At 41.2% G+C, this 20950-nt stretch carries 17 protein-coding genes, 1 tRNA gene and 1 pseudogene; 10 read left to right on the top strand and 9 right to left on the bottom strand.

The window, feature by feature from the left end; translation table 11 throughout:
- Nucleotides 1-484: 484 nt before the first annotated feature.
- A complete protein-coding gene (locus F890_RS15825; protein ID WP_005105369.1) occupies nucleotides 485-2191 on the top strand; it encodes a GGDEF domain-containing protein in 1707 nt (568 codons plus the stop codon).
- 122 nt (nucleotides 2192-2313) lie between these two features.
- Here F890_RS15825 and F890_RS15820 read toward each other — a convergent pair.
- Nucleotides 2314-2661 (bottom strand): annotated as a pseudogene (locus F890_RS15820) (hypothetical protein); the annotation flags it as partial.
- Nucleotides 2662-2762: 101 nt separating this feature from the next.
- Between F890_RS15820 and F890_RS15815 the strand changes: the two are divergent.
- On the top strand, nucleotides 2763-3731 hold the full coding sequence (locus F890_RS15815) for an IS30 family transposase (RefSeq protein WP_081398964.1): 969 nt from the start codon (nucleotides 2763-2765) through the stop codon (nucleotides 3729-3731).
- Here F890_RS15815 and F890_RS15810 read toward each other — a convergent pair.
- The 4 genes from F890_RS15810 to tenA all read right to left on the bottom strand — a co-directional run bounded on the left by F890_RS15810 (nucleotide 3722) and on the right by tenA (nucleotide 8659).
- Nucleotides 3722-4270 (bottom strand): AbiJ-NTD4 domain-containing protein, encoded by a 549-nt coding sequence (locus F890_RS15810; RefSeq protein ID WP_005267635.1) that lies wholly within the window; start codon nucleotides 4268-4270, stop codon nucleotides 3722-3724. The genes F890_RS15815 and F890_RS15810 overlap by 10 nt on opposite strands.
- A gap of 116 nt (nucleotides 4271-4386) precedes the next feature.
- Nucleotides 4387-7218, bottom strand: coding sequence for an excinuclease ABC subunit UvrA (gene uvrA, locus F890_RS15805; protein WP_005105373.1), 2832 nt, complete (start codon nucleotides 7216-7218; stop codon nucleotides 4387-4389).
- Nucleotides 7219-7399: 181 nt separating this feature from the next.
- Nucleotides 7400-7768: a hypothetical protein gene (locus F890_RS15800; protein WP_005105375.1), complete on the bottom strand. Its 369-nt coding sequence runs from the start codon at nucleotides 7766-7768 to the stop codon at nucleotides 7400-7402.
- A 219-nt stretch (nucleotides 7769-7987) separates the two neighbouring features.
- On the bottom strand, nucleotides 7988-8659 hold the full coding sequence (gene tenA, locus F890_RS15795) for a thiaminase II (RefSeq protein WP_004729210.1): 672 nt from the start codon (nucleotides 8657-8659) through the stop codon (nucleotides 7988-7990).
- A 222-nt stretch (nucleotides 8660-8881) separates the two neighbouring features.
- Here tenA and F890_RS15790 point away from each other — a divergent pair, with 222 nt between their 5' ends.
- The 6 genes from F890_RS15790 (at nucleotide 8882) to F890_RS15765 (ending at nucleotide 15780) form a co-directional block, all read left to right on the top strand.
- Nucleotides 8882-9970, top strand: coding sequence for a DUF475 domain-containing protein (locus tag F890_RS15790; RefSeq protein ID WP_004647275.1), 1089 nt, complete (start codon nucleotides 8882-8884; stop codon nucleotides 9968-9970).
- A gap of 153 nt (nucleotides 9971-10123) precedes the next feature.
- Entirely contained in the window at nucleotides 10124-11488 is a 1365-nt protein-coding gene (locus F890_RS15785) for an MFS transporter (RefSeq protein ID WP_017398000.1), read from the top strand.
- 51 nt (nucleotides 11489-11539) lie between these two features.
- Entirely contained in the window at nucleotides 11540-12127 is a 588-nt protein-coding gene (ssb, locus tag F890_RS15780; RefSeq protein ID WP_004281391.1) for a single-stranded DNA-binding protein, read from the top strand.
- A gap of 308 nt (nucleotides 12128-12435) precedes the next feature.
- Nucleotides 12436-12999, top strand: coding sequence for an alkyl hydroperoxide reductase subunit C (gene ahpC / locus F890_RS15775; protein WP_005105379.1), 564 nt, complete (start codon nucleotides 12436-12438; stop codon nucleotides 12997-12999).
- Nucleotides 13000-13620: 621 nt separating this feature from the next.
- The gene (locus tag F890_RS15770) at nucleotides 13621-14928 is read left to right on the top strand and encodes an FAD-dependent oxidoreductase (RefSeq protein ID WP_005105380.1); all 1308 of its coding nucleotides are present in this window, start codon (nucleotides 13621-13623) and stop codon (nucleotides 14926-14928) included.
- A 3-nt stretch (nucleotides 14929-14931) separates the two neighbouring features.
- Nucleotides 14932-15780, top strand: coding sequence for an SAM-dependent methyltransferase (locus tag F890_RS15765; RefSeq protein WP_005105381.1), 849 nt, complete (start codon nucleotides 14932-14934; stop codon nucleotides 15778-15780).
- A 75-nt stretch (nucleotides 15781-15855) separates the two neighbouring features.
- Here F890_RS15765 and F890_RS15760 read toward each other — a convergent pair.
- Together F890_RS15760 and F890_RS15755 are read right to left on the bottom strand one after the other, a co-directional pair.
- Nucleotides 15856-15931 (bottom strand) — tRNA-Thr (locus F890_RS15760).
- 204 nt (nucleotides 15932-16135) lie between these two features.
- The gene (locus F890_RS15755) at nucleotides 16136-16363 is read right to left on the bottom strand and encodes a hypothetical protein (RefSeq protein WP_004647282.1); all 228 of its coding nucleotides are present in this window, start codon (nucleotides 16361-16363) and stop codon (nucleotides 16136-16138) included.
- A 635-nt stretch (nucleotides 16364-16998) separates the two neighbouring features.
- On the opposite strand from F890_RS15755, the gene F890_RS15750 reads away from it, so the two are divergent.
- Together F890_RS15750 and F890_RS15745 are read left to right on the top strand one after the other, a co-directional pair.
- Nucleotides 16999-17817 carry a hypothetical protein gene (locus tag F890_RS15750; protein ID WP_005267634.1) on the top strand — a complete coding sequence of 273 codons (819 nt, stop codon included), beginning with the start codon at nucleotides 16999-17001 and terminating at the stop codon, nucleotides 17815-17817.
- Complete coding sequence (locus tag F890_RS15745) at nucleotides 17814-18314, top strand: type II toxin-antitoxin system VapC family toxin (RefSeq protein WP_005267633.1); 501 nt, start codon at nucleotides 17814-17816, stop codon at nucleotides 18312-18314. Before F890_RS15750 ends, F890_RS15745 begins: the two co-directional genes overlap by 4 nt.
- Nucleotides 18315-18507: 193 nt before the next feature.
- On the opposite strand, the gene F890_RS15740 is transcribed toward F890_RS15745, so the two are convergent.
- Nucleotides 18508-19230 carry a hypothetical protein gene (locus F890_RS15740; RefSeq protein ID WP_005267632.1) on the bottom strand — a complete coding sequence of 241 codons (723 nt, stop codon included), beginning with the start codon at nucleotides 19228-19230 and terminating at the stop codon, nucleotides 18508-18510.
- 239 nt (nucleotides 19231-19469) lie between these two features.
- Nucleotides 19470-20696, bottom strand: coding sequence for a hypothetical protein (locus tag F890_RS15735; protein WP_005267631.1), 1227 nt, complete (start codon nucleotides 20694-20696; stop codon nucleotides 19470-19472).
- Nucleotides 20697-20950: the final 254 nt, after the last annotated feature.

Here is a 20950-nt window from a genome sequence, read left to right as displayed (position 1 = left end):
AAGATGAAGAAAAGAAATATTATAATAATTTAAGCACCAAAATAGTGCATATTAAAGAGTAAAAACATAGGTCTAAAATTCAATAACTAAAAAAAACCCCGATTTTCATAGAAAATCGGGGTTTTTTCGCCAAAATTTGCGGGTAAACTAAAATATCTGCTGAGGAATAATTTAACTCGCCCTAATGCGGTGCATTATGCACCTATTTGTTGCAGGTGTAAATAGTGCAGAAAGCAAGTTTTTATATTTTTTTAGCTGCTTAAATTCCCTTGTTTTTGTAAGAGTTTATAGGGAATTGTAGTCATGAAACCCTGCATTAACATTTTAAATAAACCAACTTAAGTATCTGAAAAATAATAGATGATAAAAATTCATTAAAAACATAAGTGAAGTAAGACTAAAGGCTTTAAGACCATCCTGTTTTATTTGTATAATAATCAATCTATTTAGCTTTGCTTGTCATATTGGGGCGTAATACAACAGCATGAATACCTTACGCTCTGAGTGGATCAGTAAACGTTTGTACTGGTCGATGTCGATTATTATTTTATGTTTACTTTGCATCTGTATTCCCTTAATTGTGAGTAGCAGTCAAAGTTATTTAAAATCCAGACAAACTTATCAACAATTGAATGCCTTACAGCAGGTCGCTGATCTGGCGAATAAAATTTCGCGTGAGCGTGCGCCTGCCAATAAAGCCATGTCCAGTTCGGTGCAGGAATTTTCCCAGCATCAGCAAGAGTTAATCAGCTATCGACAGCAGGTTGATCGGCAGCTCTCCCAGACGGCTGATGTCTTGACAGAGGTCGGTTTTAACAACCTGAATCAGCAACTTTCACAGCTTGAAATCAGCCTGAAAAAAGGACGTGCACAGGTTGATGCCTATACCCGGATGCCGCGTCAGCAACGCAGTGCGCAAGAACTTGATCAGGCAATTCTGGCCATGTTTGCGGCCTGGGAAAGTTGTCGTGAACTTTTGCGTGACGTGGCAGTGGCTTCAGATAGCTCATCCACCTCTCTGAATAACTATATTAGCCAGATTCTATTTTTATCTGATTTACGTGATCAGGCCGGTCGTGTGGCCTCGTCTATCATGGCGCATGTGACTTTTGAAGCGCCACTTCCCACTGAAAATATTACCCGCTCTTTACAGACCCAACATCAGGTACGTTATTTGTGGGCCTTAATTGATACCATTCAACCTGTTCAAGACAAGACTGAGGAATTCATCCGTTTACATCGACGGGTAGAAACTGAGTTTATTCAGCAAGGCTTACCGATTGTCAGTGAGCTGATCAGTGACAGTCTTGAGCAACGTGACTACCGTTTGAGCGGAACAGAACTGACTGAAGCGATCGTAGATAAATTTGCGACTGTGGTAGACCTGCAAACTTACCTGCTGCAATACAGCAGAGATGCAGCTATTCAAGAAATGAACAGCAATATGCAGCGTTTGATCTGGAGTGTACTGGTATCGCTAATTTCATTACTGACCGCGATTTCAACCATGATTTTTGCACGTAAACAGGTATTCCTGCCGCTGATTCAGGCACGCCGCATGTTGTTGAGTTTGTCTAAAAACTCGGGTCGTCAGAAAATTGATATGCGGCTACGTGAAGTGAATCATTCAGATTCTTTATTTGCGGCCATTCAGAAATTGCAAAAAATGTTGCAAGAACGTGATGCGCTAGAATTTCGTTTAAAGAATATTGCCCATTCCGATTCTTTGACCGGATTATCCAACCGTTTCGCGCTGGAAGAATATATCCGTTTTATGGAAAATCAGCCGGGTCAATTGAGCCAAACCTGTTTGATGATTATTGATATTGATCACTTTAAACAGGTGAATGATCAATATGGACATATTATTGGCGATCAGGTGATTCAACTGGTGGCCGAGCGTTTGCAAGCTAATGTCCGTGCTACAGATTTGCTGGTGCGTTATGGCGGCGATGAATTTCTGGTATTGATTGAAAATATCCAGATGCAGCAGGCACTGATTGTGGCTGATAAAATCCGGGCTGAAGTGGCTGAGCGTCATATTGTGACTGCAGCAGGAGACGAGATTCAGATTTCGGTCAGTATCGGAGTCGCGATTGGTGCCATGTCCTGGATGGCTTTATTGTCAAATGCAGATGATGCTTTGTTTGCAGCAAAGGCCAAGGGACGCAATGCGGTGGCAGAGGTTTAGTTCAAAAGACTGCTTTCTCTACTTTTGAATTGCACAAAAGTAGCAAAATGCATTTGTTCGACTGATGCTAAGTCCCTTTAGCATAGTCGAACGGGCGACATCCACGTCGCCAGTCATGTGATCTAATTTGGATCATTTTTGGTTTTGTCGATGAGATAGTTAATAAAATTTGTGCAGGCAACAAGCATAAATTTTGCATCGATATAAGAAAGATTTGATTCGTCTAACATTGCATGGCGAATACCATCTGCATCTGATGTATAACCATATAAAGATTTAATACTGGCTTTTAATGCAGGATGTATTGGATATTGTTTTTCAATTTGACCAATTGCATCACCTAAAGTTACTTTGTCTTTCTTTAATATTTTTTGACACATACCTTCTAATGCCGAAACAGATTCTTTAATTGAATTTCGATAATCGGGATTTTGACGATCAGACATCAGTTTTAAGGCTTGGCAGAGTAAAACTTGAAGTGCGACATAAACCACCTAATTAATTTAAAGGGTTTATGGAGTATATAAAATTGTCATACCATCATCTTAACTTTGAAGATCGTACTGCATTAATGCTTGAGTCAAGAAAAGAAGGCTTTTCAGCCAGAAAATTTGCTGAACTCATTAAAAGACATCCTAGTACGATCTATCGTGAGCTTAAAAGAAATAGTATCAATGACGTTTATCAAGCTCAATATGCTTCTGATAACACCTTCGCTAGACGTAGACGTGGTCACAGAAAACTCAAAATCGATTCAATCCTCTGGAAATTTATTGTTGAAGCGATCCGTTGTTTATGGTCTCCTCAGCAAATAGCAAAGCGTTTAAAGACATTTCCTGATTTGGATCAAACAATGAATGTAAGCCATACAACGATTTATTCAACGATACGAGCATTACCAAAGGGTGAGTTGAAAAAAGACTTATTATCCTGTCTGCGTCATGAAAATAAAAAGCGAAAAGCTAACGGTGAACCTAAAAAAGATTCTATATTACAGGATATTAAAACTATTCATGAGCGCCCAGCCGAAGTTCAAGAAAGAAAAATACCGGGTCATTGGGAAGCTGATTTAATTAAAGGTAAAGACAATAAAAGTTCGATAGCAACACTTATTGAACGAAATACACGGCTCTGTATCTTGGCAACATTACCTGATGCAAAGGCAGAATCAGTGCGCAAGGCTTTAACTGAAGCTCTGAAATATTTACCTGCAGAACTGCGTAAAACGTTGACCTATGACCGTGGACGCGAGATGGCAGAACATAAAATACTTGAAGAAGATTTAGGCATAGATGTATATTTCTGTGACCCACATTCACCCTGGCAAAAAGGCACATGCGAAAATATGAATGGTTTAATTAGGCAATATTTACCTAAAGGGATTGATTTAAATCAGGCAGATCAGCATTATTTAAATCAAGTTGCCATGTCACTGAATACTCGTCCTAGAAAAGCGTTAGATTGGCTTACACCATTAGAGAAATTTGCTCAGCTTGTTGATTATCATAAGACTTTTCAAACTGTCGCACCTCATGTTTGAATTCGCCCTTGATTAAGATGTTGTTGAACATCTGAATATGGATTTGTACTTTCTAATGCTTCCTCGATGGATTGGATTTCTTGTTCTGAGGTGATAAGAATAATTTTATTCTCAATAATTCGATAAGCACTATTTTCTCTTTCTAAAACAGCATTTATGAGTTTTATAAGGGTCTCTTGATATCTAGTTTTTTTCCAATCAGATGGCAAATGGTCGATAGTAAACTCAATAAGATCGTAAATTTCATACCATTTTAATTGATTGAAAAAGTGTTGATATATATCCTTTTGAATATTGGAAACAGTATTTGGCATTTCATCGAGTGGTTTTTTTAGAAAAGTGATCCAATAAGCTCTAAAAAAAGTGTATAGATTATAATCTTGTATATTTGGCAATGATGAATGTTTGGTAAATTTTCCTTGTTCAATAATAATTTGTTTAAAAACATTCCAAATGGAATTCTTCAAAGCATCATCCATGCTTTCTTTTTGAATGATTTCTCTAACAGGTTTATAACCATATCTTTCTGAAAAGCGCATTTTGTTTCCCTACACAAATTTAAGAATAGATTTATTTTTTTAATCCACCCTAACCCTCCTTTGCGAAAGGAGGGAATTCCTCCTCTTTATCAAAGAGGAGGTTGGGAGGAGATTTTTTATTTCAACAACGGCTTCAAGAATTTACCGGTATGTGAGGCTTTCACTTTCACGACTTGTTCAGGCGTGCCTTCCGCGACAATCATACCGCCCCCCGAACCGCCTTCAGGGCCTAAGTCCACCACCCAGTCGGCAGTTTTAATTACGTCCAGATTATGTTCAATCACCACGATGGTATTACCCTTGTCACGGAGCTGATGCAGGATATCCAGCAGTTTGGCAATATCATGAAAATGCAGACCTGTGGTCGGTTCATCTAGAATATACAGGGTTTGACCGGTATCGCGTTTGGCCAGTTCACGCGCCAGTTTGACACGCTGTGCTTCACCACCAGAAAGAGTGGTCGCAGACTGACCCAGACGGATATAACCCAGACCCACCTGATGCAATGTTTCCAGACGACGGTGAATCACCGGAATGGCATCAAAGAAATGCATGGCATCTTCAACGGTCATCTGCAAGACATCGGAAATATTCTTGCCCTTGTAGTTCACTTCCAGCGTTTCACGATTATAGCGTTTGCCATGACAGGCATCACATGGCACATACATATCCGGCAGGAAGTGCATCGCTACCTTGATCATGCCGTCACCTTCACAGGCTTCACAGCGGCCACCTTTCACGTTAAACGAGAAACGACCGGCAGCATAACCGCGTGCCTTGGCTTCTTGCGTCTGTGAAAACAGTTCACGAATCGGGGTAAATAGGCCGGTATAAGTCGCCGGATTGGAACGCGGGGTACGTCCAATCGGACTCTGGTCAATATCCACCACTTTGTCGAGGAACTGTAAACCATCAATCGATTCAAACTTTTCCGATGTTAAAGTGGTTGCACCATTCAGTTGGGTCGCCGCCAAAGGTAACAAAGTCCGGTTAATCAAGGTCGATTTACCTGAACCGGACACCCCGGTAACACAGGTCATAATACCTAAAGGAATGGTCAGATCGACTTTTTTCAGGTTATGCCCGGATGCTCCCATCAGCTTGATCTGTTCTTTAGGCTTAGGCGGTTGAATCCGTTTTTTCGGCACTTCAATTTTTAATTTTCCGGATAAATATTTTCCGGTCAGCGAGTCCGGATTGGCCAGAATTTCATCATACGTTCCTTCGGCAATCACATGCCCACCATGCACACCGGCACCCGGACCGATATCAATAATATGATCGGCGGCACGAATCGCATCTTCATCATGCTCGACCACCAAGACGGTATTGCCCAGATCACGCAGACGGATCAGGGTCTGTAACAGACGGTCGTTATCACGTTGATGCAAACCAATTGATGGTTCATCCAGCACATACATGACGCCCATCAAACCGGCACCGATCTGCGAGGCCAGACGAATTCGCTGCGCTTCACCACCAGACAGAGTTTCAGCTGAACGTGACAGGCTGAGATAGTTCAGGCCGACCGAAACCAGAAAGTGCAGACGTTCACGGATTTCCTTGAAAATCTTGTCAGCGATTTCACCACGTGCACCTTCCAGATGAATACCTTGATAATAGCTTTCAGCATCGCCAATCGACATACGGGTAATGTCAGCAATGGTCTTGTCCAGAATTTTCACGTTACGCGAAATTTCATTCAGACGTGAACCATCACAGGCATCACAGGCAGCATTGGATAAATACTGCGCCAGATCATCACGCACATAATTACTTTCAGTTTCACGATAACGGCGTTCCAGATGCGGCAAAATTCCTTCAAAAGGAATGACCCGATTATGACGTCGGCCACGTTCATCGATATAACTTAGATCAATTTTTTCTTTGCCAGTGCCGTACAGAAATTTTTTCTTGGTGTCGGCATCCAGTTCATTCCATGGAGTTTCCAGAGAAAAACCAAAGTGCTCGGCGACTTTCTGGATCATGCTGTAATAGTAAGGACGCTGACGGTCCCAGCCACGAATCGCGCCTTGACTGACACTAACTTCAGGATTGGGAATCAGTTTGTCGGCACTGAAATGGCTGCGGGTCCCCAGACCGTCACAAACCGGACAGGCACCAAAGGGATTGTTGAACGAAAATAAACGCGGTTCCAGTTCAGCCACCGCGCGGTCACATTGCGGGCAGGAGTGCTTGGCTGAAAACACGCGATCGCTATGCTCGCCTTTCATCCAGGACAGAATGGCGATATCGCCACCAAGACGCAGCGCGGTTTCAAAACTTTCTGCAATACGGTTGCCCAGATCATCACGTACTTTAAAGCGGTCAACTACGACTTCAATGGTATGTTTTTTCTTTTTGTCCAGTTCTGGTGGTGGATCAATTTCCATGATCTCGCCATCCACACGGGCACGGACGAAACCCTGGCTTTGTAGCTGTTCAAACAGTGCCGTATATTCGCCCTTACGTTCGCGCACGACTGGTGCTAACAATAACAGTGCAGTGCCTTCTTCTAATGCTTTGACTGCATCGACCATTTCAGTAACCGTTTGTGCCACCATCGGCAGATCATGTTCAGGACAGAACGGTGTACCGACACGCGCATACAGCAGGCGTAAATAGTCATAAATTTCGGTAATGGTACCCACGGTCGAACGCGGGTTATGACTGGTAGATTTCTGTTCGATGGCAATCGCTGGACTCAAGCCTTCAATAGAATCCACTTCCGGTTTTTCCATCTGGGAGAGGAACTGGCGGGCATAGGCAGACAGCGATTCCACATAACGGCGCTGACCTTCGGCATATAAGGTATCAAAGGCAAGCGAGGACTTTCCTGAACCAGACAGTCCCGTAATCACCACAAACTTGTCGCGTGGTATATCAAGGTTCACATTTTTCAGGTTATGGGTACGTGCGCCTCGAATACGGATGTGGCTTTGGCTCATGCAAGGATCCTAGAATATTCATCAAAAACCCTTATATGATACCGGATGAAAAATGTTCAAGTGCAAAAAAAAGTATTTTAAACGTCAAGTTATGTCGGTGATTGGTCAATTCATCACAACATTAAGAAACACAGCAGTCGATTGTCTAAATATTCAAAATCATCAGGTACAAGCTAAATACCTAACAAGCCGCTGCATAGCGGCGTTCAAAGATAGATTCAATCTCTTCAAAGCAGCGGTCACGTGGCACATCATGATGCAGACGTGCATAAAAATTCACTTCATTTTCCAGAATGTGAAGAAAGTCCTCATAGTCTTTTTGGAAAAAATCCAGGTCGAGCAAATCGTTACGGCGTGCCTGATGACAGCGATACTTTTCAATAAATTTCAGTAGATGTTTTTGGATATGCGTGTTGGTATGGTAAATCAGATAAGTGGCTGCCGAACCACAATCTAGGCAGCCTTGTTCCAGATAGATTTCTTCATTGTTGAACCAGCAACATTGCAGGGTAAAAAATGCCCGAATCGCTTCGGTGCCTAAAGTATTCATATCATCTGCCTCTTTCCGGGATTGATTTTATTAATTGATAATTATTCTCAATTATTGTGCGGCAATTTTGGGCTTATAGCTAGGTCTAGCGTACCGGCCCGTTCTATCCTTGTTTTTTTCAGACTAAGCCGTTTTTATGATCAATTCATGACAGTAGAAATTTTTTTAAACGGCTATAACCGAAAAGCCCTGTCTTAAACAGGGCTTTTTCTATTCGTCTTATTCATCCAGACCAGGCCACTGGCGTTGCTCAAAGGCACTATCCCAGAATAACCATTCCAGACGGGCCGCATGCGTATAAGCTGCATGCATTTTTTCTAGTGTATCGGCATCAACACGCGCCGCAACACGGTCAACGGTCGCAATCACATTCCGCACCGCAGTGTGGAATTCTTCTCCTGAATAGGTATCCACCCAAGCCTGATACGGATTATTCGGCGCAGAGTTGTCGACAATATCTTTACCAACTTCGGCATAAATCCAGAAACAAGGCAGCAACGAGGCTAGCACCACCGGGTAGCTTTCTGACCAGGCGGTCGAAGTCAGATAAGAAGTATAGTGATGACATGCCAGCGTCAACGGTGTCTGCTCAAATTGCTCTTTGCTAATGCCAAAATCTTGCATAAAGCCATCATGCAGGCTACGTTCCACCACAATCGCAATTTTGGCTGCCTCGGCAAACTGGATTACATCGTCCGCTTCAAAAGCTTTGGCGGCACACACGGCCAGTGCACGGCCATAGGCCAGTAAATAATGCGCATCCTGAATCACATAATGACTAAAGGCTTCACGGCTTAAAGTACCTTGCGCCAGTTGCTGATTAAAGGGCAGGGCCAGGGTCTTCTGATAAAGTCCGAGATTACGTTGCCATACCTCTTGTGAAAAACTCATGCTGAAAATCCTTTGCAGTTCAAGTTAAACCATGCGGCACTATAGCAAAGATCGGGCTGTTTAAAAGATCGGCAAATTTTAAAAACAGAAAATAAGATAAAACAGCTCAGGAAGTGCTTTGGTTTATGCGCTAAAAGTTTCATAATTAGCTTAACTTTTCCTATTCGTATAGCTGCTCTCTCGCAGCCATACATTTATTTAATTTATCCAAGGTCGTTGTGTATGTTGAAACATTTTGGTTTCTCGATTGCATTTTCGATCGTGTGTCTTGGTTTGTCTGCGTATTGGGGTTATACCCATGGTCCTGACGCAGGCCTGCAAACCATGCTCACAGCGCTGACCATTACCGCTATTCTGGCGATTATGGAAGTGTCGTTGTCCTTTGATAACGCGGTTGTCAATGCCTCAGTCCTACGGGGTTGGGATCATTTCTGGAAAATGCTGTTCCTGACAGTCGGTATTCTGATTGCAGTTTTCGGGATGCGTTTGATCTTCCCGGTGGTCATTGTTGCAGTGACTGCAGACCTGGGCTTTATGGAAGTGGTACGTCTGGCCCTGAATGATCCGAAAGAATATTCAGCACGTTTAATGGCACATCATCCTGAGATTGCTGCTTTTGGTGGTGCTTTCCTGTTGATGGTGTTCCTGAACTTCTTCCTGGATGAAGAAAAAGACACGCACTGGTTCAGACGGGTGGAACGCCGTCTGTCTAATCTGGCCAATGTGCCGGCAATGTCGGTGTTTATCGCACTGGTAGCCTTGTTAATCATGGCAGCCAATGTCGATGAAGCTAAGCGTCTGGCAGTGACTATGGCGGGGATCTGGGGCATCGTGATTTATATCGGGGTGCAGGTCCTGAGCCATATGCTCGGTGGTGAACCGGAAGTCGATGAAGAAGGCAATGCCATTCGTCATGATGAAAATGGCGTACCGACGGGTGTGGTGAAAGCCGGTATTGGTGGTTTCCTCTATCTAGAAGTCCTGGATGCCTCTTTCAGTTTTGATGGCGTGATCGGTGCCTTTGCGATTACCTCAGACGTGGTCATCATCATGCTGGGTCTGGCAATTGGTGCGATCTTTGTCCGTTCAATGACGATTTATCTGGTTGAGCAGGGCACATTGGATGCCTATATCTATCTGGAACATGGTGCGCATTATGCCATCGGTGCACTGGCTTTCATTATGATTGCCAGCGGAACCGGTCTGCATGTGCCAGAAGTGGTAACCGGTCTGATCGGTGTAGCCTTTATTGTCTGGGCAGTATTTGCCTCGATTCAATACAAAAAGCGTCAGGCGGCTTTAGACAAATAAAGCGCTGTTCCTGAATAAAAAGCGTAGCTCCGGCTGCGCTTTTTTGTTTTTAGATTGGCATCATCTTTATTTCAAATAAAATTCATGTCTTATTAATGAGCTGAATGTCCTATAATCTGGGCTCCAGATTAATTAACCCAATCGCCATAATTTATGATGAATGCTTTAGAACGTCGTTCAACCTTTGCCCTGAGCAGTATTTTTGCACTGCGCATGCTGGGGTTGTTTATGATTATCCCGGTGTTTTCTGTGGCAGGGCAGGCATATCAATATGCAACACCTGCACTGATCGGTTTGGCGGTCGGGGTCTATGGTCTGACCCAGGCTTTATTGCAGATTCCATTCAGCCTGATTGCCGACCGTTACAGCCGTAAGCCACTGGTGGTTTTAGGGCTGCTACTATTTGCGCTGGGCGGTGCAATTGCGGCCATGTCGGACACCATTTATGGCGTGATTATCGGCCGAGCGATCGCCGGTGGTGGTGCAGTATCTGCTGTGGTGATGGCGTTGCTGGCAGATGTCACCCGTGAAGAAAACCGCATGAAAGCCATGGCGATAATGGGCATGAGTATCGGCCTGTCTTTTGTGGTGGCCTTTAGTCTGGGGCCTTGGCTGACGGGTCTGGTTGGCATCTCGGGATTATTCTGGGTGACTACGGTGATGGGCCTGGCGGCGATTGCCATGCTGTTGATGGTGCCTAAAGTCACGCGGCATCATAAAAACTTTCAGCAAGGCTATCTGGCACAGTTGAAACAGGTAATCAAAATCGGAGATCTGAATCGTCTGCATGTGTCGGTTTTTACCCTGCATTTATTGCTCACCGCGATGTTTATCTATGTACCTTCGCAGCTGATCGAATTTGCTGATCTGCCACTGTCCAGTCATGGCTGGGTATATTTGCCGCTGTTGGTGCTGAGCCTGTTTTTTGCTTTTCCAAGTATTATCCTGGCAGAAAAATACCACAAAATGCGCGCGATTTTTCTGGTGGCCATTACTGGCATTATTCTGGGTTTGATAGTGATGGCATTTGGTTTTGAATCAAAATATGTCTTGCTGATTGGCCTAGGGCTGTTCTTCATTGCCTTTAATGTCATGGAGGCTCTGTTGCCGTCTTGGTTGTCGAAAGCGGCACCGATCCAGTCCAAAGCCACCGCGATGGGCGTAAATGCCAGCAGCCAGTTTTTAGGTGCTTTCTTTGGCGGTATGATTGGCGGACAATTATTACTGCTGAACAATACCTCGATGGGCTGGAGTATCCTGACAGGGATCGCGATAATCTGGCTGCTGATGAGTTTTGGCCTGGCTCAGCCACGCTATCTGTCATCACTGGTGTTGCGTTTGCCGGAAAGCAGACAAACTGACGAATGGACTTCTCAGCTTTTGGCGATTCGTGGTATTGAAGAGGTCGTGGTGATGTCTGAACAGCAAGTTGCCTATGTAAAAGTCGATAAAAAGCAGATTGATGATGCTTCGCGACAACAATTAACGCACTTGTTAGGTAAAGAGGTAGCCATTTAAGCATAACTCTTATAAAGTAAAATACAGAAATATATAGGAAGTAAACGGCAAATGCGTGGTGTAAATAAAGTTATTTTAGTGGGTACTTTGGGTAAAGATCCGGAAACCAAAACTTTTGCAAATGGTGGCTCTCTCACTCAATTCTCGATCGCAACCAGCGATTCGTGGACAGATAAAAGTACCGGTGAACGTAAAGAACAAACGGAATGGCACCGTATCGTGTTGCATAACCGTTTAGGTGAAATTGCGCAGCAATATCTTCGTAAAGGTTCAAAAGTATATATTGAAGGTTCATTACGTACCCGTCAGTGGACTGACCAGAATGGTCAGGAACGCTATACGACGGAAATTCGTGGTGAACAAATGCAGATGCTAGACTCTAGCCGTCCTCAAAATGATCAGGGCGAGAGCAGCTTTAACCAGCCACGCTTTAATAACAATAATCAGGCGAACAACAACCAGGGCGGTTATGGCAATAACCCGCAATCAGGTTATGGTTCAGCACCACAGCAAGGCGGTTTTAACAACAACCAGGGCGGCGGTTATGGCAACAATAACCCGAGTGGTTTTGCGCCAAAATCTGCACCTGCTCCAACAGCAGCACCTGCAGCAGATCTAGATGATGACCTTCCATTTTGATCTAGAACGGTAAATCATCATTAAAACCCACCTGAATGCGGTGGGTTTTTTATGTCTTGAAGATTGGTATTGAGTTTGCATAAAGCCCGACTTATTAGAAGAATCATAAGTGTTAAAGCATTATCTTGCTTTTGATCAGCACAACTCTGCATCGAGAAAATAAATGAGATTAACAATACTGATAGAAATTAATGATCTAAAAAAGCGATCATTTTTATAAAAACTTGCGGTTTTACCTATTTTGAAATTTTTCGTATTCTAGCTTCACAAGATAAGCAATCCCAGAAATAAGCCAGAGGAAATATCTCATGAGTTTAATCAATACTGAAATCAAATCATTCAATGCAACTGCTTACCACAATGGTCAGTTCATCGAAGTTTCTGAGCAAGACCTGAAAGGAAAATGGTCAGTGGTGTTTTTCTATCCTGCAGATTTCACCTTTGTTTGTCCAACTGAATTAGGCGATCTTGCTGATCAGTATGCTGAATTCCAGAAAATGGGTGTAGAAATCTATGGCGTGTCTACCGATACTCATTTCACCCATAAAGCTTGGCATGATACCTCTGACGTGATTGGTAAAATCCAGTATCCATTGATTGGTGATCCAACCTGGACTTTGTCTAAAAACTTCGAAGTATTGATTGAAGCTGAAGGTCTGGCAGATCGTGGTACTTTCGTGATTGATCCAGAAGGTAAAATCCAGATCATTGAAATCAACGCGGGTGGTATTGGCCGTGATGCACAAGAGCTTCTTCGTAAAGTGAAAGCTGCACAATATGTACATGCGCACCCAGGTGAAGTTTGTCCGGCAAAATGGAAAGAAGGTGAAGCAACACTAGCGCCGTCAATCGACCTGGTGGGTAAAATCTAATTCAAACCTAGTTCTTTGAAGCAAAAAATCCAGCACAAGTTGCTGGATTTTTTATTTTTTTAGTTTAGAGATTTATGAATTCTAGACAAAAACATCATGCCATTTGATTTCTATTTGAGAACAAAATGAGAATTGAGGAATTGCACTCTATGCTTTTTAAGCGGCTTATGCGAGGCAATCAAGTAAGCGCAATACCATGCTGAATGATTGACTAGGCCTGAAAACAAAGAAGCCTCTGCTTTCGCAGAGGCTTTTATTTTATAAGGCGCTGTAGTTTCTTGTCGTTTTAAACAATTTTCGCATAAACGCATCTGAATGGAACCGGATGAATTTATGGTTTTCTTATGCTGCGAATCATAGGTATTTAAAAAGTATTTGTCAACCAAGGATTATAAAAATGGTTAATTAAATTATTTGTTTTTAAAGCGAATTTTCAAGTTTTTAGATAAAAATATGAATAAAATCTTAGATTTGATGGAATTTTAACTAAGTCAGAAAAATGAATAAAAAGCAGGTGAAATTGAACAAAAAGGCCTTTACGAAAAACATATATTCTGGAAGATTTTAATAACCTGTTTGATTGGCGCATGGTACATAATTTCTGTAGTTTTTCAATGACGGATGATCAGTTTGGATATCGCAGTAATTGGTAGTGGCATGGCCGGACTGGCTACAGCCAGAATTCTCCAGGACGCAGGGCATCACATCACGATTTTTGAAGCACTTCCAGGTCGCGGCATGGACAGTCATAGCCTTGAATTTGAAGGGGGCCTGATTGACGCACCTTTACGTGTGATGAACCCCTATCTGTGGAAAAACACCCTGAGTCTAGCCACACATCTGGGCATTAAAACTTATCCGGTGCGGACCTATATGGCCTGCAGCTGGTTATTTGAAGATAAAACTGAAACCTGGCTGACCACATCGCGCAGCCGAATTGGCAATATCCCGATCATCAATAACCGGAAAGGCCTGCAACAATATGGCTGGCGTCTGGTCAAAGGCCTGTTGCAGTTAAAAGTTGCATTGACCAAATTCTTTAAATCGAAAAATCAGGACATCAGCCTGGCAGAATTTATCAATCGTAACGAGATTGAAGAAGTGTTCTGGCACGGTGCGGTGATGCCGGTGCTATATACCATCTGTACCTGCAATCCGAAAACCATTGGTGAATGGCCAGCTAAACCGTTGTTAATTTTTCTGCGTCAATTAACCGATGGCGATGCGTTACTGCGTCTGCAAGGCGGTACACCAGCGTTGGTCGATAAGCTGATTGAAGGCATTCAAATTGAAGACGGTTCAGCAATTACACTGGTACAAGAGCAGGGCGATCAGGTCAAAGTTGAAAATGCGGCCGGTTATTCAAAACTGTTTGACCGGGTGATTGTCGCGACACCGACCACCAAAATTGAGGAGTTCCTGGATCCGGTACAATTCGCCAGTGAAATTGAATTATTGAAGAAATTCAAATTCGAACAAGGCGAACTGGTGATTCATACCGATGCCAGCGTAATGCCGCCAAAACGTAAAGACTGGGCCGTACTCAGCTATATGATGGACCGTAAATTTACTCGTCAGCAATTTACCGTGTGGCTTAACTCGATTGAACCTTCTCTGGTCGGCAAGTCGGCCGTATTTCAGACCTGGCGTCCGGTAACCGAGATTGATCCGAAAAAAGTGATCAAATCGGTGATGCTAACGCGTGCAGTGGTCGATGCCAATACCGTAGCACTGAATAAGGAATTGCAGCAACGTCATCTGGATGCCAATCGTAAAGTCTTCTTCTGCGGTTCATGGTCATGTGACGGTTTGCCAATTCTGGAATCGGCAGTGACCTCAGCGATGAAAATTGCGGAAATTTTTGGTGCACCTTTACCATTTGAGGGTTTAAAACCTGTGGTCGAGGTTGCACCGCAACTGGGTTATTAATCCATGCAATGGCTTCAGGCACTGCGTCAGCGTCTTCCCCAGCACAAGTATGCAATTGATGCCGCTGTGTTGGGCGATCATGCGCAATTGCCCTGGAGCAATTTAGGGTATTGGCAAGCAGGTCAGCAGGATTATACGGCTGCCTGTCGTATGCTCACCGATCACCTTGCACAAACTGTAAATTTAAATTCAAAAGATAAACTGCTGGATTTAGGCTGCGGTCAGGGTGCAAGTTTGCTGTACTGGCAACAACACTATCAGGTGCAATATCTGGCGGGGGTTGAGCTGCAGGCTGCCTGTGTGGCTAATATTCAGCAACATTTGCCAGAACTGAATGCCATTTATCAGGCGTCATTTTTGCGTTTAAAAGAATTGCCATTTTCCCAGCGTTTTGATGTGGTGCTGTGTCTGGATGCGGCTTATCACAGTCCTGTGCCTTTATTCTTGGAGCAGATCCGTAGTGTTTTAAATTCAAATGCGCGGATTGGTTTTCATCATCTGGTTTTGTCCGAGCGCTGGGAAAATTTAAATGCCTTACAACGGCGTAAATATCAGTTTTTATTGAAATCTGCTGATGTGAATTTAAAAGATTTAATGACAGTGGGGGCACTGTATGCCTGTCTGGATCGTTTTGAATTTAAAAATATCCAGATTCAGGATCTGTCCGAGCCGGTATTTTCAGGCTTTGCGGATTATGTGCAAAAAACTTTGAATTCAAAAGCATCAGATGATCAGGCTCAAGGTTCAAAACTGGATCATTTTAAAATTCAGATGACAGCGAAACTATGCCGAAAATTATATCAGGAAGGGATTGTGAGATATGTGCAAGTGACGGCACAATCGAAGCACTAGAAAGTGCAAGAAGACTCAGCTGAAAATACCAAAACCCAGAAACATCAAAGCCTCACTAAAAGCGAGGCTAAGATATGGTGCCGGCACACGGATTCGAACTGTGGACCTACTGATTACAAGTCAGTTGCTCTACCAACTGAGCTATGCCGGCATGGTGGAGTGCATTTTACAGATTTTTTTGGGTCACGCAAGCCAAAAAATAACCGTTTAAACTGTTTCGGCAGGATTTGTTTATTTTGACCGAATGGATGAAAAGTTCTGTTTTTGATTATGTGCAAAGAAATGGCCCATATGTGCAGATATGGGCGAGGGTGAAAGCATAGGATTTGCTATGGATATGAGTTGGTTATAAGGTTTATCTGTTTTTCAGGATGCGATCTAATTCTTGTGCACATTCCTCTAAAGTAAAGGCCATATCAAACTGCATTTGAGGTTTGAGTTCTTGAGCGAGGCTTCTCCACTGTTCGATGAGTCTCAAGGCTTTTTGAATTTTATGTTTATTGATGTCCTTGGCAATGGTTGGGGTATAACCGCCACGTTTTGCATTTTTAATCTGTTTGGCATAGTTTGCGCTGTTATTCATGTTCGCTCTCCGAATAGCAGTGTATCTATTTTTTAACTTCAAATTTGAATGGCCCGGTTCACTTGGTTATTTCTTTCTATCCTGTGGTTTTTATTCTCCTTTTAGTTGATTTATAAGCAACATAACATAGCTTTGATGACAATAAAATTAAGCTATTTCTGTGCCAGTTTTTTTGTTTGAACACATAAATAAAAACCTGAAATGAATGGCGTACAAAAACTGCACAATTCATCAGTTTTTTGGCTGATGAAAAATGAAGATTTTTAAAAATAGAATTGAGCGTAAGTGTTGTGTTGCAAAAGATTTTTATGAAAGAGGATTGATATCAACTCAATGATTTGCATAAGACGATGGATAATAATATTTTAAGATCTAAGCAGATGATTTTTTTTGCTGATGGGATGATGGATAAAATTAAATATAAAAAAACCCGAATCATGTGATTCGGGTTTTAAATTCTGGCGGTGAGAGAGTCCGTCAGGTTTATCATCTAAATATATGAAATAGTTAAACATGAAACCTCATGTAAGTAAATATACCGTCATATGTACCGACAAATTAAAAAAGCTTTTCTTTGATCAAGTAATTGCACATAATGTAGATAGCCTCTGCTATTTCTAATAAAAGATTAAAAGATGTCAAAAGTGGATAAAAAGGGAAATATTTCGTCCCAACAAAGTCTTGATCTTTTTGATCCGACTGCTGAGGAACAGCAGTACGGAGATCTTGATTTTGTTCTAAAAATCCATGACGGTCATTTGCATGACCTAAAAATATCGAGTATTGCTAACTTGCTATCAGCTTTAGGTCAAATAGTGGGTGTAGATAATGCTAGTTTTAAGACGATTAAAGAGGGCTCTACTACTATAGCAGTAACCGTCCCTTTAGAATGCCGAGACATTGCTATATCGAATGTAACTAAAGATACTGTGCATAATAGAAAACAGATGTTACGTATTCAAAAGGAACTAAAAAAATATCATTTTTCTAATGCTGAAATATCGTATGGAACATTATTAGAAAATGAGATTTATAGGCCAACAAAAGTTTTATGTACTGTTCCTGAATATGAAAAAGAAGAAACTTTTAAGCAAAAAGAGACTTTAGACGGCAGTTTATCTCGCTTACAAAAAGGTAAGGATAAGTCTGACCACATTTCCATAGTTGTACATAATGGGGATGAGATTCCTGCTGAGTGCTCTAAACAACTATTAAAAGAGTTACACCCATATTTTGACACAGATACACGTCTGAGATTTGAAGGTGATGCAACTTATTTATTAGGAGCAAATTCTTATCAACCGACTCTTAAAAAATATACAATTAATAAATTTCACATTATTGAAAATGTAGACTTAGATGATTGGATTAAGAATTTTAGATCTAAAGGTGCATCAAACTGGAATAAGCACGATGATCCTATAGCTGAATGGTTGAAGGAGCGACAAGATTGATCATCTTAGATACCAATGCATTGATTACTTTTTTAGAAAATGATCAGGATAGTAATGAATATAATAACCTCTTAAGGGCACTAAGTAGTTTACTAGGTGAGTCTATAGCTTTGCCTATGCCTGTTGTAGCGGAATTCATTGCAGGAGATCAAAATGATGAGCGTACATTTGATTTAGTTAAGCCTAATTCTAAATTTAAAAAGTTAGATTTTGATACAAAATCAGCATTGATTGCGGCTAGAGTATACAAGGAGTATCGTGCTCTGTTGAAAAACAATACTCCTTCTCAAAGACCTAATCAAAAGGTAAAAATTGATATTCAGATCATCGGTATTGCATTAGCTAACGGTGCTAAATTTATTGCCACTCGTGATAAAGAGATCAAAAGAATTATAGAGAATTTAGAGTTGCCTTTGACCGTATTAGATTTTGGTGATGATAGTTATTATGAACAGATGACAGGCAAAGTATTAACTGAAAGTCATACCATTCAATAATAAGTAAAGTGCTTATTTATACAAAATTAGGTGAAGCTTGTGTTAAGTCTAGTACAAAATTTACAAGTATAAGTATTTTCTAATCTTTCACTAAATTTACAAAAGGTACCTGTATAAGGTTTCTAGCAAGCTCTAAGACTTCGCTCTTTTTAATCTATCTAGCGAGTATTACTCGCTAGACAAAGTTTTCAGATTAAGAGCAACGGCGCTCATACTCGTAGTCAATTTTTCTTAAAACGCCTTCAGCATCACCTTGGAAAAGTAACTGATCAAGCGGACTTCTTAAGTCAGTTTCCCAAGCGTTTAGATCTTTATAAGGTGCTGTCCATCTTGCCATTGGACCGCAGAAATCACCATTAGCTTTAGATGGATATTTAGAGCGTGTTATAGCAATAGTTAAGCTACAGTGAGTCTCACTAGAGAAGCAGTCTAGAGAAGCCATAGTAAACTTAAGATTATTCTCTCTCATGAATTGTTCTAGATTGCCCTTACCGTAATTGACAGGTAAAAAATGAGCACCTTTTAAATTATTGTTTTGCATCATTTGAACATTTCTACCTAATTCTGCTCGCTCTGGACTAGCATCAAAAGCATCCCAATCAAAAGCCTTTTCTTTAGGTATTTGTACCTCTGCCGCCACAGGGGATACTTCTACTGCTACATTATTAACTTCTTTCAATTGATTCTTAGTCGTTGGATTTTCAGGAATTGAATCAGTGTTTGTCGAATGAGTAATTTGTGTAGCGGGCTTACTGTCATTATGAGGAGCTATGATTTCTCTAATAATGAAAGGGGTAAAGCCGATAATGAATAAGGCGATTCCGTATTTTTTGAGCTTTGATAGCTTTGGCTTTTTAAAGCCAATAATAAATAGTAAACATCCCAGAAGTATGAATAAGGTGAAGATACCTGCCATTTTAATCTCTGTAATTAGTTTTAAAGTCGTTGTTCAAATATTTTAATTTGTGTGAAAAGTGAAATAAATTCAACTAAAGCTCTAAGCATGAAGATTGAGTATTTTCTAATTCTTTTAATATCAATATATAGATCTATAGGTATTAGATGGATATTCGCAACAAAACCTATTTAATTTTATAAAAAATAAATACTTAAATAGGTTTTTTTGGTTGCAATGTTGAGGTGATTTTTACGAAGTTAAAACTTTCGGCATAAATTGAAAATTGCTTTAGAAACGATGCTATTCAACTCAGCATATGTCTTAATTCCATCTTGTAAATTCCGTTTATTTCGGTTCACATTTCTTGCTTTTTGCTCTTTACCATAAGGCTTGATGATTTCATCATAGATTTCCTTAAAAGCATTAGGGGCTGCCTTATCAAGCTCTGTAAACGTCAAAAATTTGAATCCTTGTTTGATGATGTTTTGCAGATTTTTGATTGAGCAATCGGTATTTTTGAGAATCACTTGATCTAGAGTCACTTCAACCCTTAGCCGATGGTCTTCTGTTGGTAAAGGCTGTCTATTGCTATCAGTCGTCTTCACATACAGCCGATAACATAGTGGTGAACCTTTGGGATTTACACCTAGACACCAGTCATGATTAAACCGTTTAAGAAGCATCAATGGCGAATGAGGAACAGGATTAAACTTATTTCTAGTATCTACTTTTACATATTTGTAAATGCGAAAGTTATTTGCCGTTGCTTGGTATCGAAGAGATTTATGCAAAGCAGATAGTAAGCCTCTATTGTTCGCATTATAGAAATCTAGCGAAAGCTCAATATTGCGGATCTTCATTCTGAAAATTTCTGCACCGTATTGTTTCTCAAGTAGATCAGCAATCATCAGCAAGTCGGCTTTACTTTTGATGTCGTGAAGACGGATGGTAAAGATTAAGCCATCTTGATTGATATCACTCTCATCATGTTTCACATAATGCTTTTTCCCTGTTTTCATAGTTAGAAAGCTTTTAATATAGCTTCGGGCATTAGGCTTATGTGCGAAACTACAACGGCTTGGATCTACTTCAAAAGAAAGATCAAGCCAATCGATAACGGCTTTGATTTGGATTGGCTTAAAATGAATTGAATAACCGTTTTCCTGAAGCTCAGGATTTTTAAAGTCCATGTGTTTTTCAAAACTATAACTAGAGATGTTGCTGTAAATTTCAGCTTCAATAGTTTCCGCAACGTCAGCATTGACTTCTAAACGCCGTTGGTAAGCATCTAAGAAAGTATGAAGTTCGGTCGTTCCTGTTCTTTCTGAAAATGTTAAAGGTCTTCCTGATGAGTTCTGAAGCATCTCCATCACAAGAAAGTTAAATAGCTGATCCCCCTTAATATTCATTGCGTGTTCGTCGCATGTTGCCATTGCATCATAGAAGGATTCAAAGAGCATATTGCAGTATTGGTCTTGGTTCATAGTTATTCCATGTTGCTCAACGGCATATCTTTGAGCCGAGGAGACTTATTTGTAGTAGATCAGATGGAAAAGGGGATGCTAAGCATCCCCCTTTGTTATTGGTTTGTTTGACAGGGTTTAGCTGACTTTCAATTGTTTTTGAAATTCATCGGTAACTTGAGAGATGGATCCGTAAATTTGAACAACTCCTATAAGTGATATTCTGCTCCTCAAATGATGTTATAAACATCAATATATGGAGTATTTTATGGCAC

This window comes from Acinetobacter sp. CIP 64.7 (genome assembly GCF_000369745.1).
Classification (GTDB): domain Bacteria; phylum Pseudomonadota; class Gammaproteobacteria; order Pseudomonadales; family Moraxellaceae; genus Acinetobacter; species Acinetobacter fasciculus.
Note: the sequence above shows the minus strand (reverse complement) of the source record. Positions and strands in the feature narration are given on the sequence as shown.